We start from the raw sequence: 18413 nt of genomic DNA, 5'->3' as shown, positions 1-18413 counted from the left end.
GGCTTACTCCTTACTCAGATGTTGCGACAGCCTGAGCTGTGCCTGCACATAGCTCTGGCTGCCAAGCACTGTGGTGGCTGGCTGGCCGGTAAACACCAAAAACTCCGGCCAGAATTCGGCCAGCGCCGCCCATTGCTGGTGCAACAACGCCAAAGCGGCCTGGTCCTGCTGCTGCCACCAGCAGGCTTCGTTATACAAAATGGCGGTGAGCACCGCGGCAGGGGCCGCACTTTCAGCCGCAGTCGCCTTGACCGGCTGCTGCTGAAACAAACGATACCCCCGCTCGGCTTTGGACATGACTCCAAGACGCAGCGGCAGCTGCTGCACCGCGACCTGGCCAAGGTCAAACAAAGCATCAGTGTCCCCGGCAATCAGTTCCAGCTCCAGCTCTTCGATGGCTTCTTTGCGCTCACCTGCTGTAACCCAGCCTTTATCCAGTGCCACTTCCACCACAGCGCCGCCGGCCAAATGCAGTAACCAGGTCTGGCGGTAAAAATCGGTGCTGAATAACTGCACTAACTGTGGCTGCAACTCTGCCGCTGTTACCCCGGCTGGCCAGATATCGGCAGGAAAAGCACTTAACTCAGGCCAGACCGAAGCGCACGGCAGATTGTATTCAGGCCGCACCTGCAAGGCGCCTTGCTGCGTTCCGGCCAGCTTCATAGTTTGTTCATAGCGGCCTTGCTGCAAGCGGGTTCGCAGGCCAGCATCCTGCCGGCGAAACCATTGGTCAGCGGTATCGTAATAAGCATTCACCAGTTGTTTGCCCGCCCGGCTCTCAACTTTTTCTGCCACGGCAGACCACAGAGGGGTTAAATCCGCCGGCAATGGCCCGTTACAGATAAACTTCAGCTCAGCTTCAACCGCCATTCGTTTGCATCCTTTTCTACTGCCTCTTGTTATTTATCAATCACCTGGCCTATGATCGATGCAATTTAAAATTTTGGCCAGTCAGTCGCCCGTTTTTTTGGAACTTTTATGCCTGCACATTCTTCCCGCTGGTTGGGCCTGGCCCTGCTCAGCGCCAGTCTTGTTTTCCCTGTTTCGGCTCAGCAAGACAACAGCACGGCCGCTGTCACCACTGCAGCTCCTGCCGTCTCAGGCACCGCCTATATCAGTGATCGGCTGGTGACTTATTTATACAATGGTCCTGGCAAGGATTATAAAATTATTGCCAGCATTAATGCCGGTGACGAAATTCAGCTGACAGGGGAAGATGCCACAGCGGGTTACTGGCAGGTGACCGACAGTAAAGGCCGTACCGGCTGGATCTTAAAGCAGTATGTCAGCGCGACCCCAGTGTTTGACCAGAATACAGAACAACTGACCACCCAGCTGAACAATCTGCAAAGCCAGATTGAAGCGCTGGCGCAGGAAAAACAGCAGTTACAACAAGAGCTGGAAGAAACCGCGGCAGCTGTCACTCAGGCCGAAGCCGCCACGGCGACAGCGCAGCAGACCATAGCGCTGCTGACTACCCAGTTGCAGGACAAACCAACGTCATTCTGGCAGGATAAAATGGTGATGGGCGCCCTGCTGGCCATTGCCGGTTTAATTCTGGGATTACTGGTACCGGCTTTGTTACCACAACGCCGTCGCAATGACCGCTGGATGTAAGCTCTAGTCCGCTTTTAACTCCGGGTTTACCGCTTTGAGTGGTAAACCCGCATCCTGCTTCACCTGCTCTATCACCACATAGGTATGGGTTTGTTGCACGCCGGGCAAATCGACAATACGGCCAAGCACGGCCCGGTACGCTTCCATACTGGACAGCCGCAGCTTCAGTAAATAATCAAAACCACCGGCCACCATATGGCATTCGGCTACTTGTGGAATATTCACCACCGCATCACGAAACTGGTCGAAGATAGCCGCTGTGGTCCGGTCCAGCGTCACCTGAATAAAAGCCGCAGTGCCATACCCCAGCTTACTGGCACTTAAACGCGCGCCAAAGCCTTCGATATAACCTTCCAGTTCCAGACGACGCACCCGGTCGATGCAGGGGCTCGGGCTTAAATTGACTTTTTTCGCCAGCTCCACGTTGGAAATCCGCCCGTCTTTTTGCAGCGTGTCTAAAATGGTCATGTCAATCCGGTCCAGCGGACGGCTTTTGGCACTTTGCGTCATGGCAGTATTTTTTCTTGCCCAATTATGATTAATCCAAATTATATAGGGTTAAACCTAAAAGAAAACCACCAAATGCGGCTGCGCTTTCAATAAAATGCAGCATTATTTTTGACCTCAACCGGACAATGATCATGCTATTTCAAGGCCAACTGACCACCACAAATCCCATCCGCCAGGCCATGCGCGACCACTATCGCGCCGACGAAGATCTGGTACTGAACAACCTGCTGCCTATTGCAGATATTGGTGTGGCTGCGCGCAGCCGGGCCTGGGAACGCGCCCGTCAGCTGGTGGTGGAAATCCGCCGTCTGCAGGTTGGTAAAGGCGGCGTCGATGCGCTGCTGAACGAATTTTCCCTCTCGACCGAAGAAGGCCTGGTGCTGATGTGTCTGGCCGAAGCGCTGCTGCGGGTGCCAGACAAACACACAGCCGATTTGCTGATCCGGGACAAATTGTCCACCGGCGACTGGAGCTCTCACCTGGGCAACAGCGAATCGCTCTTTGTGAATATCTCTGCCTGGGGTTTATTGCTGACCGGCAAGCTGGTGAACTACAGCGACGACCAGAAAAAAGCCCAGTTTGGTTTGTTAAAACGCACCTGTGGCCGTTTGGGTGAACCGGTGATCCGCCAGGCGGTGCGGTACGCGATGCAAATTATGGGCACCCAGTTTGTGATGGGCACCACCATTGAAAAAGCCGTAGAACGTGCAGTGGAGCTGGAAAGCAAAGGTTTTACCTATTCCTATGACATGCTGGGCGAAGGCGCCCGCACCAGCGAAGACGCCAAACGGTATTTCGACAGCTACATGATGGCCATTCATGTGATAGGCAAAGCAGCGCAAAGCCGGGGGCCGTTCAAAAGCCCCGGTATTTCAGTCAAGCTGTCGGCCATTCATCCGAAATACAAATTTATTCACCGCGAACGCGTAATGGCAGAACTGGTGCCTATGCTGAAACAGCTGGCGCTGGCGGCTAAGTCCTACAACATCAGCTTTACCGTGGACGCCGAAGAAGCCGACCGGCTGGATCTGTCGCTGGATATTATCGAAGCGGTGTTTGCCGACCCGGATCTGAACGGCTGGGAAGGTTTTGGCCTGGCGGTACAGGCCTACTCGAAACGTGGTTTGTTTGTCATTGAATGGCTGCGTGAGCTGACCGTCAAAGTGGGCCGCAAAATGATGGTGCGTCTGGTCAAAGGCGCCTACTGGGATACGGAAGTGAAAATCAGCCAGGCCGAAGGCTTGGCCGATTACCCTGTGTTCAGCCGCAAGCCATCGACCGACGTGTCGTACCAGGCCTGTGCCAAAAAGATGCTGGACTACCGCGACAGCATTTACCCTATGTTCGCCACCCACAACGCTTACACAGTAGCCACCATTCTTGAAATGGCGCCCGATCGCACAGGTTACGAATTCCAGCGCCTGCACGGCATGGGGGATTCTTTGTATGACCAGGTGGTGGCTGACGATAAAGTGCCTTGCCGTATTTATGCCCCTGTGGGTGAACACCAGGATCTGTTGGCCTATTTAGTGCGCCGCCTGCTGGAAAACGGTGCCAACAGCTCCTTCGTGAATAACATTGTCGATGAAAACATTCCGGTGGAGTCCTTGCTGAAAGACCCGGTCGAACTGGTGCGCAGCTGGAGCAAAAAACGCAACGGCTCTATTCCGATGCCGGCCAATCTGTATGGCAGCAGCCGCCTGAACTCCAAAGGCCAGGATCTGACCGATATCGATCAGATGAGCCAAATGCGTGAGGCCATGGACAACTGGCTGGCGACAGTGCACGCCATCGAACATCAGGCCGATGCCGAACCCGTGCGTAACCCGGCCAATACGGACGAAATTATTGGTTATCACCAACATGCCACTGCGGACTATATGCAGGCTGCTGTCGCAGCAGCAGAGCAGGCTTTCCAGAGCTGGTCAACCCGGCCTGTCGCTGAGCGCGCCTTGTTGCTGAATAAACTGGCCGATCAACTGGAAGCGCACCGTGATGAACTGCTGGCCCTTTGCATCAAAGAAGCAGGTAAAACCCTGGGCGACAGCATGGCTGAAGTACGCGAAGCCGTCGACTTCTGCCGTTATTACGCAGACCAGGCTAACCAGAACCTGCAGCACAGCCAGGCCCGCGGCGTGGTGCTTTGCATCAGCCCATGGAACTTCCCATTGGCTATTTTCTTAGGTCAGGTGGCTGCTGCTTTAGTGGCAGGTAACACAGTGGTGGCTAAACCTGCCGAACAAACCAGCTTAATTGCGGTGCGTACGGTCGAGCTGATGGCCGCAGCCGGTTTCCCTGCTGACGTGGTCCGTCTGATCATAGCGCCAGGCCGTCAGGTCGGTGAACAGGTGGTGCCGGACAGCCGGATTAAAGCCGTGATGTTTACCGGCTCGACCGAAACCGGCGCCTGGATTGCCCGTAAACTGGCTGAACGTGGTGGCGAGCCCGTACCTTTAATTGCCGAAACCGGTGGTCAAAACTGTATGATTGTCGACTCCACCGCCCTGCCGGAGCAGGTCGTGGACGACGTTATTTCCTCTGGTTTCCAGAGTGCCGGCCAACGTTGTTCGGCACTGCGGGTACTGTTCCTGCAGGAAGACGTGGCGGACAAAATCATCACCATGATCAAAGGGGCCATGGCCGAACTGACAGTCGGCGACCCGGCCTGGTTATCGACCGACTTAGGCCCGGTGATTGACGCCAAAGCCCTGCAACGCCTGAACGACCATGTGCAGTACCTGGAAGGCAAAGCCAAACTGCATTATGTCTGCAAGGCGCCAGCGGCAGGCAACCACTTCTTCTTTGCGCCGCGTTTGTATGAAATCAGCAGCCTGAGCCTGCTGGAACGTGAAGTGTTCGGCCCTGTGGTGCACATTATCCGCTTCAAAGCTGAGCAATTGGACCAGGTGATTCGCCAGATCAATAACACAGGTTACGGCCTGACCATGGGTGTACACAGCCGTATAGCACAGACCACACTGAAAGTGGCCAGCGAAATCAAAGCCGGTAACATTTATGTGAACCGCAATATGATTGGTGCTGTGGTAGGTGTGCAGCCATTCGGTGGCCGCGGCTTGTCCGGCACTGGCCCGAAAGCCGGTGGTCCTTTTTACTTAAGCCGTCTGGTGAAAGAACATGAACTGGACGCACCGGCGCTGGACAGCGCTGTGGTAGCAGAGCTCAGTGCAGCCCCAGCCACCGACAGCAAGCTGAATCAACAACTGCAACAAATGGCGCAGGCGCAGTACCAGTGGCAACGTCAGTCCGTCACAGCGCGCAGTTCCGTACTGCGACGTTTCCTGGCGCAGCTGGCCGGTAACCGTTTGGTCTCCGAACGTGAACATGATTTGAATCAGGTACTGGAAGCGGCCCGCGAGCAGCTGAGTTTCCTGGAAAAACAACTGACCAACCCCATCACCTTACCAGGCCCGACCGGTGAATCGAACCAGCTGTTCCTGGAAGCCAAAGGGGTTGTCGCTTTGCTGCACAGCGAACACAGCAGTTTCCACCACTATGTGCTGAGCCTGATCACAGCCCTGGTGTCAGGCAACGCTCTGGTCAGCACCGGCAGTGACAGCCAGCTGAAAGAACTGGAGACCATTCGTCAGTTGCTGACTCAGGTGGGGTTACCGGCTGAATTGACGGCCGTCACCAGCCTGAATCAGCTGAAAGCACTGCTGGCAGCACCTGAACTGGCCACTGCGGTGATTGAAGCCACAGATCCGCACAAAGCACTGGCAGGTGAATGGATTGCTGCACGCTCAGGTGCTATTACAGCATTGGTGACCAGCCCGGCCGATCATCAGTTGCTGCACCGCCTGGTCACAGAGAAAACCGTGACCATCAATACTACGGCGGCCGGTGGCAATGCGTCACTGATGACGATGGCCGATAATCTGGGTTAATGCCCGGGGTCAGGTTGCCACTCTGACCCCCTTACTTTATTTCTGGCGTTCACTGGATAAGCCCACCTCATGGTGGGCTTTTGTTTGCCCAAAAGAAATGATATCATTTTTATCAAATTTACAGTTTTTATATATTTCGGTTAACTTTTTGTTGCTGAGGTCCAATGAATCAGTCAAATCAGTTCAAAACCGTTTCTATAGACCAGTTAGTACCAGGAATGTACGTGGTGGCCGTTTTAAAACAAAAAGGCCGGGTCGAAATTAAAACCGAAGGTTGGGTTCGCACTGACGCTATTATTGCCCAGCTGAAAAAAAAGGGCGTGCTGGAACTGCTGACCGATCCAAGCAAAGATCTGAATCAGTCGAAAGAAACGACTGAGCTGCCTGCAAGCGAACCTGTCAGCGCAGCGGCAGGCACAAAAAGAAGCCGCGTTGTGCCCTACAGCAAGGAACTGGAACAGGCGCAGGTGTTGTACCAGCAAGCCAAAGGTCTGCAGAAAAAAGCCTTTGCCGATATCCAGGCAGGTCGCCCTTTGGCTCTGCAGCCTTTTGTTGATTGCGCCAATGGTGTTATTGAATCCGTCTTCCGTAATCAGGACGCTTTGCTCTGCATCAGCCGTATCCGCGACAAAGACGCCTACCTGCTGGAACATTCCGTCAATGTCTCGATCCTGATGACCATTTTTGCCAAACAACTGGGCTTTGAACAAGAGCTGATCCAGCAACTGGCGACCGGCGCTTTGCTGCATGATATGGGCAAAATTAAAGTGCCGGACCATATTCTGAATAAACCAGGTCGGCTGGATCCGGAGGAACTGCAGGAAATGCGCAACCATGTGATCTACAGCTTCGAATTGCTGGAGTCCATAGCAGGGTTAAGCCAAGCCAGTCTGGATGTGGCGGCAGTGCACCATGAACGGCTGGACGGTAAGGGCTACCCTTTAGGTTTGAAAGACCAGCAGATTTCCCAGTATGGCCGCATGATTGCTATCGTCGATACCTATGACGCCATCACAGCAACCCGCTGTTACAAAGAAGGGCAAAGCGGCATTACGGCTCTGAAAATCATGAAAAAAGAAAGCCACAGCTATGATCAGGAATTGCTGGCGCAATTTATTCAGGCCATTGGCATCCATCCGGTTGGTACGCTGGTGAAACTGAAAAGCCAGAGGCTGGCCATAGTACTCAAAGCCAATCTGGTCGATCCGCTCAAACCCGTGGTGAAAGTGTTTTATCACACCAAATTTCGCCATTATCTGGAAGTGCAGGAACTGGATTTAGCCCAGGCAAAAGTGGATGATGAAATTGAAGCGGCGGTAATGCCAGAAGACTTTGACATTGATTTAATGCGCTTTTTCCGCCAGTCAGTGTTGCAATAAACAGCACGGTTGCTTCAGGGACGACGGGTATAACTCCAGTCACTCAGCGCCTCGACGCTAAACGTCTGCTGACCAAACTGCAACACCACATACTGTGGCAATATTTCTTTGACTTGCACGTCGGCCGTCAGCCATTGGCCCTGCTGCAAGTCTTTGCCATTGACTTTCACCCAGCGCTGAGCCGGCTCTGACGCATAAACATGGGCTTCAAATTTCAGCTCAGGCAGCTGACGCTGCAGCAGATCGTCCAGCTGCTGAACCGGCACGGCTGGCACATCGTGGTAATTGATCTGAGGTTGTCTGTTGCTGCGCTCTGCAGCCGCCAGTGCACTGGCAAACTTTTCTTTCAGCTCAGCCGGTGCTTCGGAGTTTTCCAGCTCTTCGGCTGGCAGCAAGTCGGCCAGCGGGCTTAGTTCTTCCTGTGGATCGGCTTCTACAAAATCCTCTTGCTGAGTAAAGTCGGTTTCGGCCCGGCTGCGCCCCAGCATCGGCGGCTCCGGCTGCGCTGAGACCAGCAGTTGCTCAGAAACGGCGTCTTCGGTTGGTTGAGCAGGCAATAGATCGGCCGCAAGTTGCAGCTCCTGCGCAATTTCAGCGGCGCTCGCTGCCACAGGCTGCACCACCGCAGGCGGTGCTGGTATTGTGGGCACAGCAACAACCTCTGGCTGGGGCTGTCGGCCCAACCAGAACCCCACTGCCAAACCCGTCCCAATAATCAGCAGCAACAACAGAGGTTTCAGCCAATTCAAAGCTGGCTTTGATGCAGCCGCAATCTGTACCTGCTGCTGTTGTTTTAACGCATCCATCAATAACGACATAAATTCTCACTTCCACCACAGTGTGGCGACAGCTGCACCAGCGCCAAGTGCCAATAAAGTAACAGCCGGCCACAACCACCAGGGCCATGGCTGGCTTTGCACCGGCATTTTTACCGCCAACACTTCAGTCGCTGCCTGCTCTACCAGTTTGGCATCCACCAAGGCTTTTTGCTGGCTATAGCCGCCGAGCAAAGCCCGGTCACAAATCAGGTTCAACAGACGCGGAATACCACCAGACAACAGAAACAGTTTTTTCAGCGCCGCTGCGGTAAACACAGGCCGGCTGCAACCGGCTACCTGCAAACGATAACTGACATACTGCTGCACTTCCTGTTCGGTTAAAGGCATCAGATGGTAGCGGGCGGTAATGCGCTGCGCCAGCTGGCGTAAGTCCTGTCGCTGCAGCAACTGCTGTAATTCCGGCTGCCCAATTAAAATCACCTGCAGCAGCTTTTTAGTGTTGGTTTCCAGATTGGTCAGCAGACGCAACTGCTCCAGCACCGCAGGCTGCAAATGCTGGGCTTCATCAATAATCAAAATGGTATTTTTACCGGCCTGATGGTTTTTCAGCAGGCGGTTGGTAATTTTGTCGGTCAGGTTTTTCAGGCTGGCATCCGCCTTTTTGTAGCGGATACGCAACTGATCACAAATGGCCGCCAACAACTCAAGCTCATTCAACGTCGGGTTTAAAATAAAAGCCACTTCGGTCTGGTCGGTCAGTTCCTGCAATAAACAGCGTGATACTGTCGTTTTGCCGGTGCCGACTTCCCCGGTCAGCAGCACAAAACCACCAGCATCACCCAAACCATAACGCAAATGAGCCAGTGCCTCTGCATGACGGGCACTGAGAAACAAAAAATCAGGGTTCGGCGCTATCGAAAACGGCTGGCTGTTCAGGCCAAAAAATCCGGTGTACATGGCGTTCCTGAGGTTGGGTTGAGCGACTTTTGCTGCTGGGGCGTTATAATGGCAAAAAAACTGTTGGTGGGAAAGCATTGAAGCTGTATCTGGTCGGCGGCGCAGTTCGCGACAAACTCTTGAATTATCCGGCGCTGGACCAGGACTGGCTGGTGGTCGGCAGCACACCGGAACAAATGCTGGCTCAGGGCTATCAGGCCGTTGGTAAAGATTTTCCGGTGTTCCTGCATCCCAAAACCAAACAGGAATATGCGTTGGCCCGCACTGAACGTAAACAGGGCCAGGGCTATACCGGCTTTGCCTGCTATTTCGCAGAAGACGTCACGCTGGAGCAGGATTTGCTGCGCCGCGATCTGACCATCAATGCAATGGCGATGGACGAAGAAGGGCAGCTGCATGACCCTTATGGCGGTTACCAGGACCTGCAGCACAAAATTCTGCGTCATGTATCGCCGGCTTTTGCGGAAGACCCGCTGCGGGTATTAAGAGTGGCCCGCTTCTACGCCCGTTATAAGCACCTGGGTTTTCAGATTGCCGACGAGACCCTGAACCTGATGCGCCTGCTCAGTCACAGCGGTGAGTTACAGCACCTGACGGCGGAGCGGGTCTGGCAGGAAAGCGCCCGGGCTTTGCAGGAACGCAACCCAGAGGCCTATATTGAGGTGCTGTATCAGGTCGGTGCTTTGGCTGCGCTGATGCCGGAACTGGCCAGACTCTGGGGCGTGCCCAACCCAGCCAAATGGCACCCCGAAATCGACTCCGGTATTCACACTTTGTTGGTGCTGCAACAGGCGGCATTGTTATCCGATCGGTTAGACGTACGTTTTGCTGCGCTGTGCCATGACGTTGGCAAAGGCGAAACCGACCCGGCGCTCTGGCCTTCGCATCATGGCCATGAACATAGTGGTTTACCTGTGCTCAAAGCCATGTGTGAGCGCTTGCGGGTGCCAAATGACTGCAAAGATCTGGCGCTGCTTGCCTGTCAGTACCATCAACTGCTGCACAAAGCCCTGGAGCTGCGCCCGGCGACAGTGCTGAAACTCTTTGATGGCATTGATTTATGGCGTAAACCAGAACGGCTGGACTTATTGCTGCTGTGTGCCGTTGCGGATTTACGTGGCCGTACCGGCTTTGAACAAGCCGACTACCCACAACAGCAGTATTTAACAGACGCGGCTCAAGCAGCACGTGCTGTGGATATCAAAGCCATAGTGGCGTCAGGCTTAAAAGGTGAAGCTATTAAACACAAACTGGCTGAGCATCGGCTGGCAGCAGTGACGCAGGTAAAACAACAGTGGGATCAGGCCAGACAAACTCAATAGGCCAGAGCTGCTGCCGTTCCTGATAGGCCTGCCACAAAGCCAGATAAGACTGCTGAGTCACAGGGTGCAGCTGCTCCGGTGCCAGTTCAGCCAGGGGCCAAAGCACAAAGGCATTTTTCAGGATTTCACCGCGCGGCAGTTCCACCGGCTGCTGGCAGATCAGCGCGTCATAGGTCAGTAAATCCAGGTCCAGGGTTTTGCCACAAAATTTAGGCGCCGTGGCCTCTTTGCCGTAACGCTGCTCCAGGCTTTTCAGCGCACTGATACAATCAGCAACGGCCAGCTCCGTATGGGCTTCGATCACCAGGTTATAAAAGGGCTCTCCGACAAAACCGACAGCTTCACTTTCAAACACCCGCGAACAGCGCAGCGGACCAAACAAGGCGTGTAGCTCAAGGTAAGCGGCAGCAATATGGCGCTCGCGTTCAATATTGCTGCCCACACTGATGTAGATCAGTGCCATTACCAGTCGCCCCTTTTAATGCTCACACCGACAGTAGCGGCCTGTGGCACCGCACCAGGTTTGCCAATACGGATCGCTACTGCCGTAGTGGGAAAACGCTGCAGCAGCATAGTGGCAGTTTTTTCCGCCACAGTTTCCAGCAACTGATGCGGCACAGCACACAGCTCAGTGACGGCCTGACAGACGGCTGCATAATCGATGGTCAATTGCAAATCGTCAGTTGCGGCAGCCTGGCGGATATCTGTTTTCATCTCAATATCAAACACCAGCGTCTGGTGGATTTGTTTTTCCCAGTCATAGACCCCAATCACGGTCGGGACCTGTAAAGCACTGATAAAAACTTTGTCCATTCTGATTTCCGCTTTTGTTAAGTTACTGTTTCAGGTAGTCTGCTGGTCGGATAGGCAAAAACCACAAAACTCTATAAGCTGACCGCCTTTTGATAAGGGCGTGATTCTAGCGCACTTTGCCAGACTGAGGAACCCAGAACCATGACCCCAACCATAGCAGTAATGATGCTTGCCGCCTACTTAAGCGGTTCGATCTGCTCTGCTATTCTGGTCAGCCGGATTTTCCGTTTACCCGACCCGCGCACCCACGGTTCAGGCAACCCCGGAGCCACCAATGTATTGCGCCTGGGCGGCGCATTCCCCGCAATTTTAGTGCTGGTGTTTGATGTGCTCAAAGGCACTATTCCGGTCTGGGGCTCTTATTTCTTAGGGATTGAAGCTTTCTACCTTGGCATGATTGCCATCTGCGCCTGCCTCGGTCACATCTATCCGCTGTTTTTTGGTTTTAAAGGTGGCAAAGCGGTCGCCACGGCTTTTGGCAGCATGATGCCTATAGGTTTGGATTTGGCAGGTTTATTAATTTCCACCTGGATGATACTGGTGGGTGCGACCGGTTATTCGTCCTTAGCTGCCATAGTGACAGTGTCGCTGGCACCACTTTTTACCTGGTTTATCAAACCTTTATACACTGTTCCTGTGTCGATGCTGAGCCTGCTGATTATTTTGCGCCATAAAGACAACATCATCCGGCTCTGGCAGGGTGAAGAAAGCAAAGTCTGGCATAAAGGCCGCAAGAAAACCAAAAAGGAATCAGATCCGGGGTCAGAGTAGAGGTCAGAGTATGACTCTGACCCCATTCATTTAAAGAGCGGGCAATTGATCCATTGGCCAGCGTGGCGTGACTCCTATCGATAAATCCTGCTGCTGACCTGCTTTTAAGCGTTGGAATCCGGCAAACGCAATCATGGCACCATTGTCGGTGCAGAACTCTTTACGTGGGTAAAACACTTCCCCTTTTAAGCTGGACAGCAGTTGTTCCAGCTGCTCGCGCAGAGAAGTATTGGCACTGACACCACCAGCCACCACCAGCCGCTTCAGCTTTTGTTCTTTCAACGCTCTGCGACATTTCAACACCAGGGTATCCACCACTGCCTGTTGGAATGACGCCGCGATATTCGCCTGCACATCCGGGCTCTTGCCTTGTGCAGCAATCACGTTCGCAGCCGCTGTCTTGAGGCCACTAAAGCTGAAATCCAGACCAGGTCTGTCCGTCATAGGCCGCGGAAAAGCATAAGCGGCCGGATCACCGGAAGTAGCTAATTTCGCCAGCAGTGGGCCGCCTGGATAATCCAACCCCATTAATTTGGCTGTTTTATCGAAGGCTTCGCCCGCCGCATCGTCAATGGATTCACCGAGCAACTTGTATTGGCCAATGCCATCGACCCGCACCAGCTGAGTGTGACCACCGGACACCAACAAAGCTAAAAAAGGAAATTCAGGCTGCTTTTCTTCCAGCATAGGTGCCAATAAATGGCCTTCCATATGGTGTACCGCCAGAGCCGGCACATTCCAGGCCATTGCCAGAGAACGGCCAATAGCAGCCCCCACCATCAATGCACCAGCCAGACCCGGGCCTGCTGTGTAGGCAACCCCCTGAATGTCCGAAGCGCTGCATCCGGCTTCAGTTAACGCTTGCTTGATCAGTGGCAGGGTTTTACGGATATGATCACGCGACGCCAGCTCAGGCACCACACCGCCGTAATCGGCATGCAGTGGGATCTGGCTGTACAGCACATGACTTAATAAGCCTTTGTGTTCATCGTATATGGCAATTCCTGTTTCATCACAGGAGGTTTCGATGCCAAGGACTCGCATTTTTTCCCCTTCCACTCTATGATACGCGGCGAATTGTACTGGCATCCGTAGAGCAGAGCCAGCGAAACACTTATTGCTTTACATTGGTAGTGGCTTTTGGGTAGAATGCCGCACCATTTTTAATCGTATTGGTTAGACGCTAACCAAAGTGACCGAGGTGAGAATTTAATGCCTGTAGTAAAAGTTAAAGAAAACGAGCCGTTTGACGTAGCTCTGCGTCGTTTCAAACGTTCTTGCGAAAAAGCTGGTGTTCTGGCTGACGTGCGCGCTAAAGAGTTTTACGAGAAACCAACCTGGATCCGTAAACGTAAAAAAGCGGCCGCAGTAAAGCGCCACATGAAAAAAATGTTCCGCGAGAACGCTCGTCGTATCAAGCTTTACTAATTTCTTTTCTGCCTGACTGATGTCGCTGTTAGAGCAACTGCAAGAAGCACAAAAAGACGCAATGCGTGCCAAGGATAAATTACGCCTTGGCACTATTCGTTTGGCGCTGGCCGAAGTAAAGCAACGCCAGATTGATGCGCAGATGGAACCGACTGACGCCAATATTCTTGCCGTGCTGACCAAAATGGCCAAGCAACGCAAAGAATCTGCCAGTCAATACAGCGCCGCAGGCAGACAGGATTTGGCTGACACTGAGTTAGCCGAAATTACAATCATTGAACAGTTTTTGCCAAAAGCCTTGTCGGCGGCAGAACTGGATGATTTACTGCAACAAGCCATAGCAGAAACCGGTGCCAGCTCAATGCAGGACATGGCCAAGCTGATGGCGTGGTTAAAACCACAGGTGCAGGGCCGCACTGATATGGGTGCATTAAGTCAGCTGGTCAAATCCAGACTGAACTAAGTTAAGGCCAAATCACTGCATGCCGGGCTAATGCTCGGCTTGTCTTTTTCTGAAGACCGCGCAAGGAAAAAGGTGGCAGGACAAATTCCCAGACACTTTATCGACGAGCTGCTCGCCCGCACCGATATTGTTGAGCTGATTGATCACAGAGTTCCATTAAAAAAGGCTGGTAAGAATTACCAGGCTTGTTGCCCTTTTCATAACGAAAAATCGCCGTCTTTTACCGTCAGTCAGGATAAGCAGTTTTACCATTGTTTCGGCTGTGGCGCACACGGCAATGCCATTAGTTTTTTAATGGCGTATGAACAACTGGAATTTGTTGAAGCTATTGAAGATTTAGCCCGCTTGCACCATTTGGAAGTGCCACGGGAGCAAGGCAAAGGGCCGCAGCGACCGCAGGCGCAAGCCGACGATTACAGTCAGATGCAAAAAGCGGCGGCGCTGTATCAGCAGGCCTTAAGCAACCATGAAACAGCCAGTGCTTATCTGACCAATCGCGGTATCAGTGCAGCCACAGCCGAAAAATATGGCATTGGTTATGCACCTGAAAGCTGGGACTTTTTATTAAAGCAACTGGCCAGCACTAAGTCGCAGCGCGATCAGCTATTTGAACTGAAACTGATCAACCGCAACGAAAACGGCCGAGAGTACGACTTTTTCCGCGACCGCCTGATGTTTCCAATTCGGGATAAACGTGGCCGGGTTATTGGCTTCGGTGGCCGGGTCTTGGGTGATGGAACCCCAAAATACCTGAATTCACCGGAAACCCGCTTGTTCCATAAAGGCCGTGAGTTGTACGGCCTCTATGAAGCCCGGCAGAATGACGAGCGGTTAAACCGGGTGCTGATTGTTGAAGGCTATATGGATGTGGTTGGCCTGGCAGATAAAGGAATTTCTTTCGCTGTCGCTTGTTTAGGCACTGCAACGACCCCAGATCATATGCAGACGCTGTTCAGGCTCACCAGCACAGTCACCTGCTGTTATGACGGTGACAGAGCCGGTCGTGATGCGGCCTGGCGGGCATTGCAAAGTGCCCTGCCCCATCTGAAAGATGGTGTTGAACTGAATTTTGTGTTTTTACCTGAAGGCGAAGACCCGGATTCGCTGGTCAAACAAGAAGGCAAAGCAGCGTTCTTACAGCGGCTGGACCAGGCACAATCCTTAGGGATTTATTTGTTTGATCATCTGGTCAAAGAACTGGACGTCAGTACAGATGCCGGTAAATCCGCCTTGTGGGCCAAAGCCAACGAGCTGATTAAACAAATACCGAGCGAATTTTACCGTGACGCCTTGTATGAAAAACTGCAGGCGCTGGTGGGGAAAAACGTGAAAACAGCGGCCCGGCCCGTGGCAAAAACGGCCGTGGCTGCCGCGGCGACACCGGCCCCGAAAATTACACCTATGCGGCGTGCCATTGCACTGTTGATACAACACCCGGTGCTGGCGCAGGTGATGCCCGTGGCGCCTGAGCTGGCTCAGGCCAATCTGCCGGGCATTCAGTTATTACTGGCGTTGCAGCAGAAGCTGCTGCAACAACCCAAAGCAACCACAGCTCAATTGTTAGAACATTGGCGGGATACCGCCGAATACAACATTCTGGTCAAACTGACCTTGTGGGACCATCAGGTCGCCGAAGAGCAATTGACCCAGGAGTTTCTGGATACCTTCCGATCGATCGAAGATCAGTATCTGGCGCAGCGTCTGGAAGAGCTGCAACGTAAGGATACGCTGGAACAGCTTTCGCAGGCAGAAAAACAGGAATTCGTGCTGTTATTAAAAGCGTTTAAAAGCAAATAACACTGGGTTGGCAGGCAGGTCGTGGCTGGCTAGAAAAGCCGCGCTTTGTTATAATCGCTAATTCGCATTTTCAGACTAACTTATTTGGGTGGAAGAGCAGCCTCTATGGAGCAAAATCCTCAGTCGCAACTAAAACTCCTGATTTTAAAGGGTAAAGAGCAAGGCTACTTAACCTTTGCTGAAGTCAATGATCACCTTCCACAAGACATCATCGACTCGGATCAGATTGAAGACATAATCCGGATGATCAACGACATGGGCATTCAGGTGTTTGAAACAGCACCAGATGCCGATGACTTGATCATGACAGATGCCACACCAGATGAAGACGCAGCAGAAGAAGCTGCCCAGGCGCTGGTCAGTGTCGATAAAGAACTGGGCCGCACCACTGATCCGGTTCGGATGTATATGCGTGAAATGGGGACAGTGGAACTGTTGACCCGTGAAGGCGAAATTGACATCGCCAAACGTATTGAAGAAGGCATTAATCAGGTTCAGACCTCTGTGGCTGAATACCCTGAGGCCATTACCTACCTGCTGGAACAGTGGGATAAATACGAAGCCGAAGAAATCCGTTTAAGTGACATAGTCACTGCCTTTATTGACCCGAACGAAGCCGATGATATGGCGCCAACCGCGACCCATATCGGCTCCGACGTGCCAGAAGATCAACTGGATGACGAAGACACGGACATCTCCGGCGACGAGGAAGATGAAGACGGTGACTCCTCGGACGACGGTGATTCGGGCCCAGACCCAGAAATGGCCCGGGAAAAATTCGGTGCCTTACGTGCCCAGTATGAAGTGACCCGTCACTCCATCATCAATAATGGCCGTGAGCACCCAACCACCAAAGAAGAAATTGAGAAGCTGAGCGAAGTCTTCCGCTGCTTCCGTCTGGTCCCCAAACAATTCGACCGCCTGGTAAAAAACATGCGCGAGATGATGGACCGGGTGCGGGTGCAGGAACGCATTGTGATGAAACACTGCGTTGAATACGCCAAGATGCCGAAGAAGAACTTTATGAAAGCCTTCAGCGGTTTCGAAAACAGCACGGCCTGGATTGACGCCGAAATTGCAGCCGCCAAACCTCACTCAGCCCGGATGGCCGAGATGAAAGACGAGCTGTACCGCAGCATCGACAAGCTGAAAAAAATTGAAGAAGAGACTGGCCTGTCTATCTTCAAAATTAAAGACATCAACCGCCGCATGTCGATTGGTGAAGCCAAAGCGCGCCGGGCGAAAAAAGAGATGGTGGAAGCCAACTTACGTCTGGTTATTTCAATTGCAAAGAAATACACCAACCGCGGTCTGCAATTCCTGGACTTAATTCAGGAAGGTAACATCGGTCTGATGAAAGCGGTCGACAAATTCGAATACCGCCGTGGTTATAAGTTTTCTACTTATGCCACCTGGTGGATCCGTCAGGCCATTACCCGCTCTATCGCGGACCAGGCACGGACTATCCGTATTCCGGTGCATATGATCGAGACCATCAACAAACTGAACCGTATCTCCCGTCAGATGCTGCAGGAAATGGGCCGTGAACCGTCACCGGAAGAACTGTCTGAGCGTATGGGTATGCCGGAAGACAAGATCCGTAAAGTGCTGAAGATTGCCAAAGAGCCAATCTCAATGGAAACCCCTATTGGTGACGATGAAGATTCGCATCTGGGCGATTTTATTGAAGACAGCACCTCGGAATCGCCACTGGATTCAGCCACCATGGAAAGCTTAAAAGCTGCCACCAGCGAAGTGCTGGCCGGTTTAACAGCCCGCGAAGCCAAAGTGCTGCGGATGCGTTTTGGTATCGATATGAATACCGACCACACGCTGGAAGAAGTAGGCAAACAGTTTGACGTTACCCGTGAGCGTATCCGTCAGATTGAGGCCAAAGCTTTGCGTAAACTGCGCCATCCAAGCCGCAGCGAAGTATTAAAGAGCTTCCTGGACGAATAAAAGTTTAAAAAGCGATTCAGAACAAAACAGGCGCAGTACAGCGCCTGTTTTTTTGCCTAAAATTCCGCCAATCAGTTGTTTGTGCTGTGGTTTTAGCAGTGACAAGCCAACACAAAATACATATACTGCGGTGGCTTTGTGCTGCAGCCCTGCAGCTTCCAAGCATGCAGCCCTATAGTTGTGTTGGCTGAGGGGCAGTCGCCGTAAGGCGATGAGCAGTGATTTAACTTCACTGCGAAAGACCCGAAGGTGAGGCCGTGGATGGCCGAACCGGAATGAAGCTACAGGACGTACCTTGCAGCCTCATACAAAAGTGTAAAAATGGCCCTATAGCTCAGTTGGTTAGAGCATCCGACTCATAATCGGCAGGTCCCTGGTTCAAGTCCAGGTGGGGCCACCATTTCAAACCAGGTTTTCATGCTGACCCTCACCGGACTAACCCCACTTGCAGCTAAAGCGGCTGCGCGTTCAACTCGCTCAAAGCAATGCTTTGTCACTGCACTCGTTTCACCCAGCTGGGGCCACCATTTTAAACCAGGTTTTCATGCTGACCCTCACCGGACTAACCCCACTTGCAGCTAAAGCGGCTGCGCGTTCAACTCGCTCAAAGCAATGCTTTGTCACTGCACTCGTTTCACCCAGCTGGGGCCACCATTTTAAACCAGGTTTTCATGCTGACCCTCACCGGACTAACCCCACTTGCAGCTAAAGCG

General features: G+C 52.8%; 16 protein-coding genes and 1 tRNA gene. 10 read left to right on the top strand and 7 right to left on the bottom strand.

Features of this window, described 5'->3' with window-relative positions; translation table 11 throughout:
• Positions 1–3 precede the first annotated feature (3 nt).
• A complete protein-coding gene (locus tag WKJ03_RS17045) occupies positions 4–870 on the bottom strand; it encodes a CYTH domain-containing protein (protein WP_337843444.1) in 867 nt (288 codons plus the stop codon).
• 108 nt (positions 871–978) lie between these two features.
• Between WKJ03_RS17045 and WKJ03_RS17040 the strand changes: the two genes are divergently transcribed.
• Positions 979–1617, top strand: coding sequence for a TIGR04211 family SH3 domain-containing protein (locus tag WKJ03_RS17040; protein ID WP_337843443.1), 639 nt, complete (start codon positions 979–981; stop codon positions 1615–1617).
• A 3-nt stretch (positions 1618–1620) separates the two neighbouring features.
• Here WKJ03_RS17040 and WKJ03_RS17035 read toward each other — a convergent pair whose 3' ends face one another.
• Entirely contained in the window at positions 1621–2127 is a 507-nt protein-coding gene (locus WKJ03_RS17035) for an Lrp/AsnC ligand binding domain-containing protein (RefSeq protein ID WP_337843442.1), read from the bottom strand.
• 131 nt (positions 2128–2258) lie between these two features.
• Between WKJ03_RS17035 and putA the strand changes: the two genes are divergently transcribed.
• Together putA and WKJ03_RS17025 are read left to right on the top strand one after the other, a co-directional pair.
• Entirely contained in the window at positions 2259–6032 is a 3774-nt protein-coding gene (gene putA / locus WKJ03_RS17030) for a bifunctional proline dehydrogenase/L-glutamate gamma-semialdehyde dehydrogenase PutA (RefSeq protein ID WP_337843441.1), read from the top strand.
• A 164-nt stretch (positions 6033–6196) separates the two neighbouring features.
• A complete protein-coding gene (locus tag WKJ03_RS17025) occupies positions 6197–7411 on the top strand; it encodes an HD-GYP domain-containing protein (protein WP_337843440.1) in 1215 nt (404 codons plus the stop codon).
• A gap of 14 nt (positions 7412–7425) precedes the next feature.
• Here WKJ03_RS17025 and WKJ03_RS17020 read toward each other — a convergent pair whose 3' ends face one another.
• Entirely contained in the window at positions 7426–8229 is an 804-nt protein-coding gene (locus WKJ03_RS17020; RefSeq protein WP_337843439.1) for a general secretion pathway protein GspB, read from the bottom strand.
• 6 nt (positions 8230–8235) lie between these two features.
• Complete coding sequence (locus WKJ03_RS17015; protein WP_337843438.1) at positions 8236–9147, bottom strand: AAA family ATPase; 912 nt, start codon at positions 9145–9147, stop codon at positions 8236–8238.
• Positions 9148–9224: 77 nt separating this feature from the next.
• Here WKJ03_RS17015 and WKJ03_RS17010 point away from each other — a divergent pair, with 77 nt between their 5' ends.
• Positions 9225–10469, top strand: a complete 1245-nt coding sequence (locus tag WKJ03_RS17010) for a multifunctional CCA addition/repair protein (protein WP_337843437.1) — start codon at positions 9225–9227, stop codon at positions 10467–10469.
• On the opposite strand, the gene folK is transcribed toward WKJ03_RS17010, so the two are convergent.
• On the bottom strand, positions 10387–10932 hold the full coding sequence (folK, locus tag WKJ03_RS17005; protein WP_337843436.1) for a 2-amino-4-hydroxy-6-hydroxymethyldihydropteridine diphosphokinase: 546 nt from the start codon (positions 10930–10932) through the stop codon (positions 10387–10389). The two genes, WKJ03_RS17010 and folK, sit on opposite strands and share 83 nt — an antisense overlap.
• Entirely contained in the window at positions 10932–11282 is a 351-nt protein-coding gene (folB, locus tag WKJ03_RS17000; protein ID WP_337843435.1) for a dihydroneopterin aldolase, read from the bottom strand. Before folB ends, folK begins: the two co-directional genes overlap by 1 nt.
• A 141-nt stretch (positions 11283–11423) precedes the next feature.
• Here folB and plsY point away from each other — a divergent pair, with 141 nt between their 5' ends.
• The gene (gene plsY / locus WKJ03_RS16995; RefSeq protein ID WP_337843434.1) at positions 11424–12053 is read left to right on the top strand and encodes a glycerol-3-phosphate 1-O-acyltransferase PlsY; all 630 of its coding nucleotides are present in this window, start codon (positions 11424–11426) and stop codon (positions 12051–12053) included.
• Between the two features lie 30 nt (positions 12054–12083).
• Here plsY and tsaD read toward each other — a convergent pair whose 3' ends face one another.
• Positions 12084–13097, bottom strand: coding sequence for a tRNA (adenosine(37)-N6)-threonylcarbamoyltransferase complex transferase subunit TsaD (gene tsaD, locus WKJ03_RS16990; protein ID WP_337843433.1), 1014 nt, complete (start codon positions 13095–13097; stop codon positions 12084–12086).
• A gap of 168 nt (positions 13098–13265) precedes the next feature.
• Here tsaD and rpsU point away from each other — a divergent pair, with 168 nt between their 5' ends.
• The 5 genes from rpsU (at position 13266) to WKJ03_RS16965 (ending at position 18100) form a co-directional block, all read left to right on the top strand.
• On the top strand, positions 13266–13481 hold the full coding sequence (gene rpsU, locus WKJ03_RS16985) for a 30S ribosomal protein S21 (RefSeq protein ID WP_337843432.1): 216 nt from the start codon (positions 13266–13268) through the stop codon (positions 13479–13481).
• Positions 13482–13500: 19 nt separating this feature from the next.
• Complete coding sequence (locus WKJ03_RS16980) at positions 13501–13944, top strand: GatB/YqeY domain-containing protein (protein ID WP_337843431.1); 444 nt, start codon at positions 13501–13503, stop codon at positions 13942–13944.
• A 72-nt stretch (positions 13945–14016) separates the two neighbouring features.
• Positions 14017–15741: a DNA primase gene (gene dnaG / locus WKJ03_RS16975; RefSeq protein ID WP_337843430.1), complete on the top strand. Its 1725-nt coding sequence runs from the start codon at positions 14017–14019 to the stop codon at positions 15739–15741.
• A gap of 105 nt (positions 15742–15846) precedes the next feature.
• The gene (gene rpoD / locus WKJ03_RS16970; protein WP_337843429.1) at positions 15847–17700 is read left to right on the top strand and encodes an RNA polymerase sigma factor RpoD; all 1854 of its coding nucleotides are present in this window, start codon (positions 15847–15849) and stop codon (positions 17698–17700) included.
• Positions 17701–18023: 323 nt separating this feature from the next.
• Positions 18024–18100 (top strand) — tRNA-Ile (locus tag WKJ03_RS16965).
• The last annotated feature ends 313 nt before the right edge of the window (positions 18101–18413 follow it).

Origin of the sequence: Rheinheimera sp. (assembly GCF_037442525.1) — a bacterium.
Classification (GTDB): Bacteria; Pseudomonadota; Gammaproteobacteria; order Enterobacterales; family Alteromonadaceae; genus Pararheinheimera.
Note: the sequence above shows the minus strand (reverse complement) of the source record. Positions and strands in the feature narration are given on the sequence as shown.

Coding starts and splice junctions, on each gene's coding strand:
- WKJ03_RS17045 (WP_337843444.1), bottom strand. CDS start 870: ATGGCGGTTGAAGCTGAGCTGAAGTTTATCTGTAACGGGCCATTGCCG.
- WKJ03_RS17040 (WP_337843443.1), top strand. CDS start 979: ATGCCTGCACATTCTTCCCGCTGGTTGGGCCTGGCCCTGCTCAGCGCC.
- WKJ03_RS17035 (WP_337843442.1), bottom strand. CDS start 2,127: ATGACGCAAAGTGCCAAAAGCCGTCCGCTGGACCGGATTGACATGACC.
- putA (WP_337843441.1), top strand. CDS start 2,259: ATGCTATTTCAAGGCCAACTGACCACCACAAATCCCATCCGCCAGGCC.
- WKJ03_RS17025 (WP_337843440.1), top strand. CDS start 6,197: ATGAATCAGTCAAATCAGTTCAAAACCGTTTCTATAGACCAGTTAGTA.
- WKJ03_RS17020 (WP_337843439.1), bottom strand. CDS start 8,229: ATGTCGTTATTGATGGATGCGTTAAAACAACAGCAGCAGGTACAGATT.
- WKJ03_RS17015 (WP_337843438.1), bottom strand. CDS start 9,147: ATGTACACCGGATTTTTTGGCCTGAACAGCCAGCCGTTTTCGATAGCG.
- folK (WP_337843436.1), bottom strand. CDS start 10,932: ATGGCACTGATCTACATCAGTGTGGGCAGCAATATTGAACGCGAGCGC.
- folB (WP_337843435.1), bottom strand. CDS start 11,282: ATGGACAAAGTTTTTATCAGTGCTTTACAGGTCCCGACCGTGATTGGG.
- plsY (WP_337843434.1), top strand. CDS start 11,424: ATGACCCCAACCATAGCAGTAATGATGCTTGCCGCCTACTTAAGCGGT.
- tsaD (WP_337843433.1), bottom strand. CDS start 13,097: ATGCGAGTCCTTGGCATCGAAACCTCCTGTGATGAAACAGGAATTGCC.
- rpsU (WP_337843432.1), top strand. CDS start 13,266: ATGCCTGTAGTAAAAGTTAAAGAAAACGAGCCGTTTGACGTAGCTCTG.
- WKJ03_RS16980 (WP_337843431.1), top strand. CDS start 13,501: ATGTCGCTGTTAGAGCAACTGCAAGAAGCACAAAAAGACGCAATGCGT.
- rpoD (WP_337843429.1), top strand. CDS start 15,847: ATGGAGCAAAATCCTCAGTCGCAACTAAAACTCCTGATTTTAAAGGGT.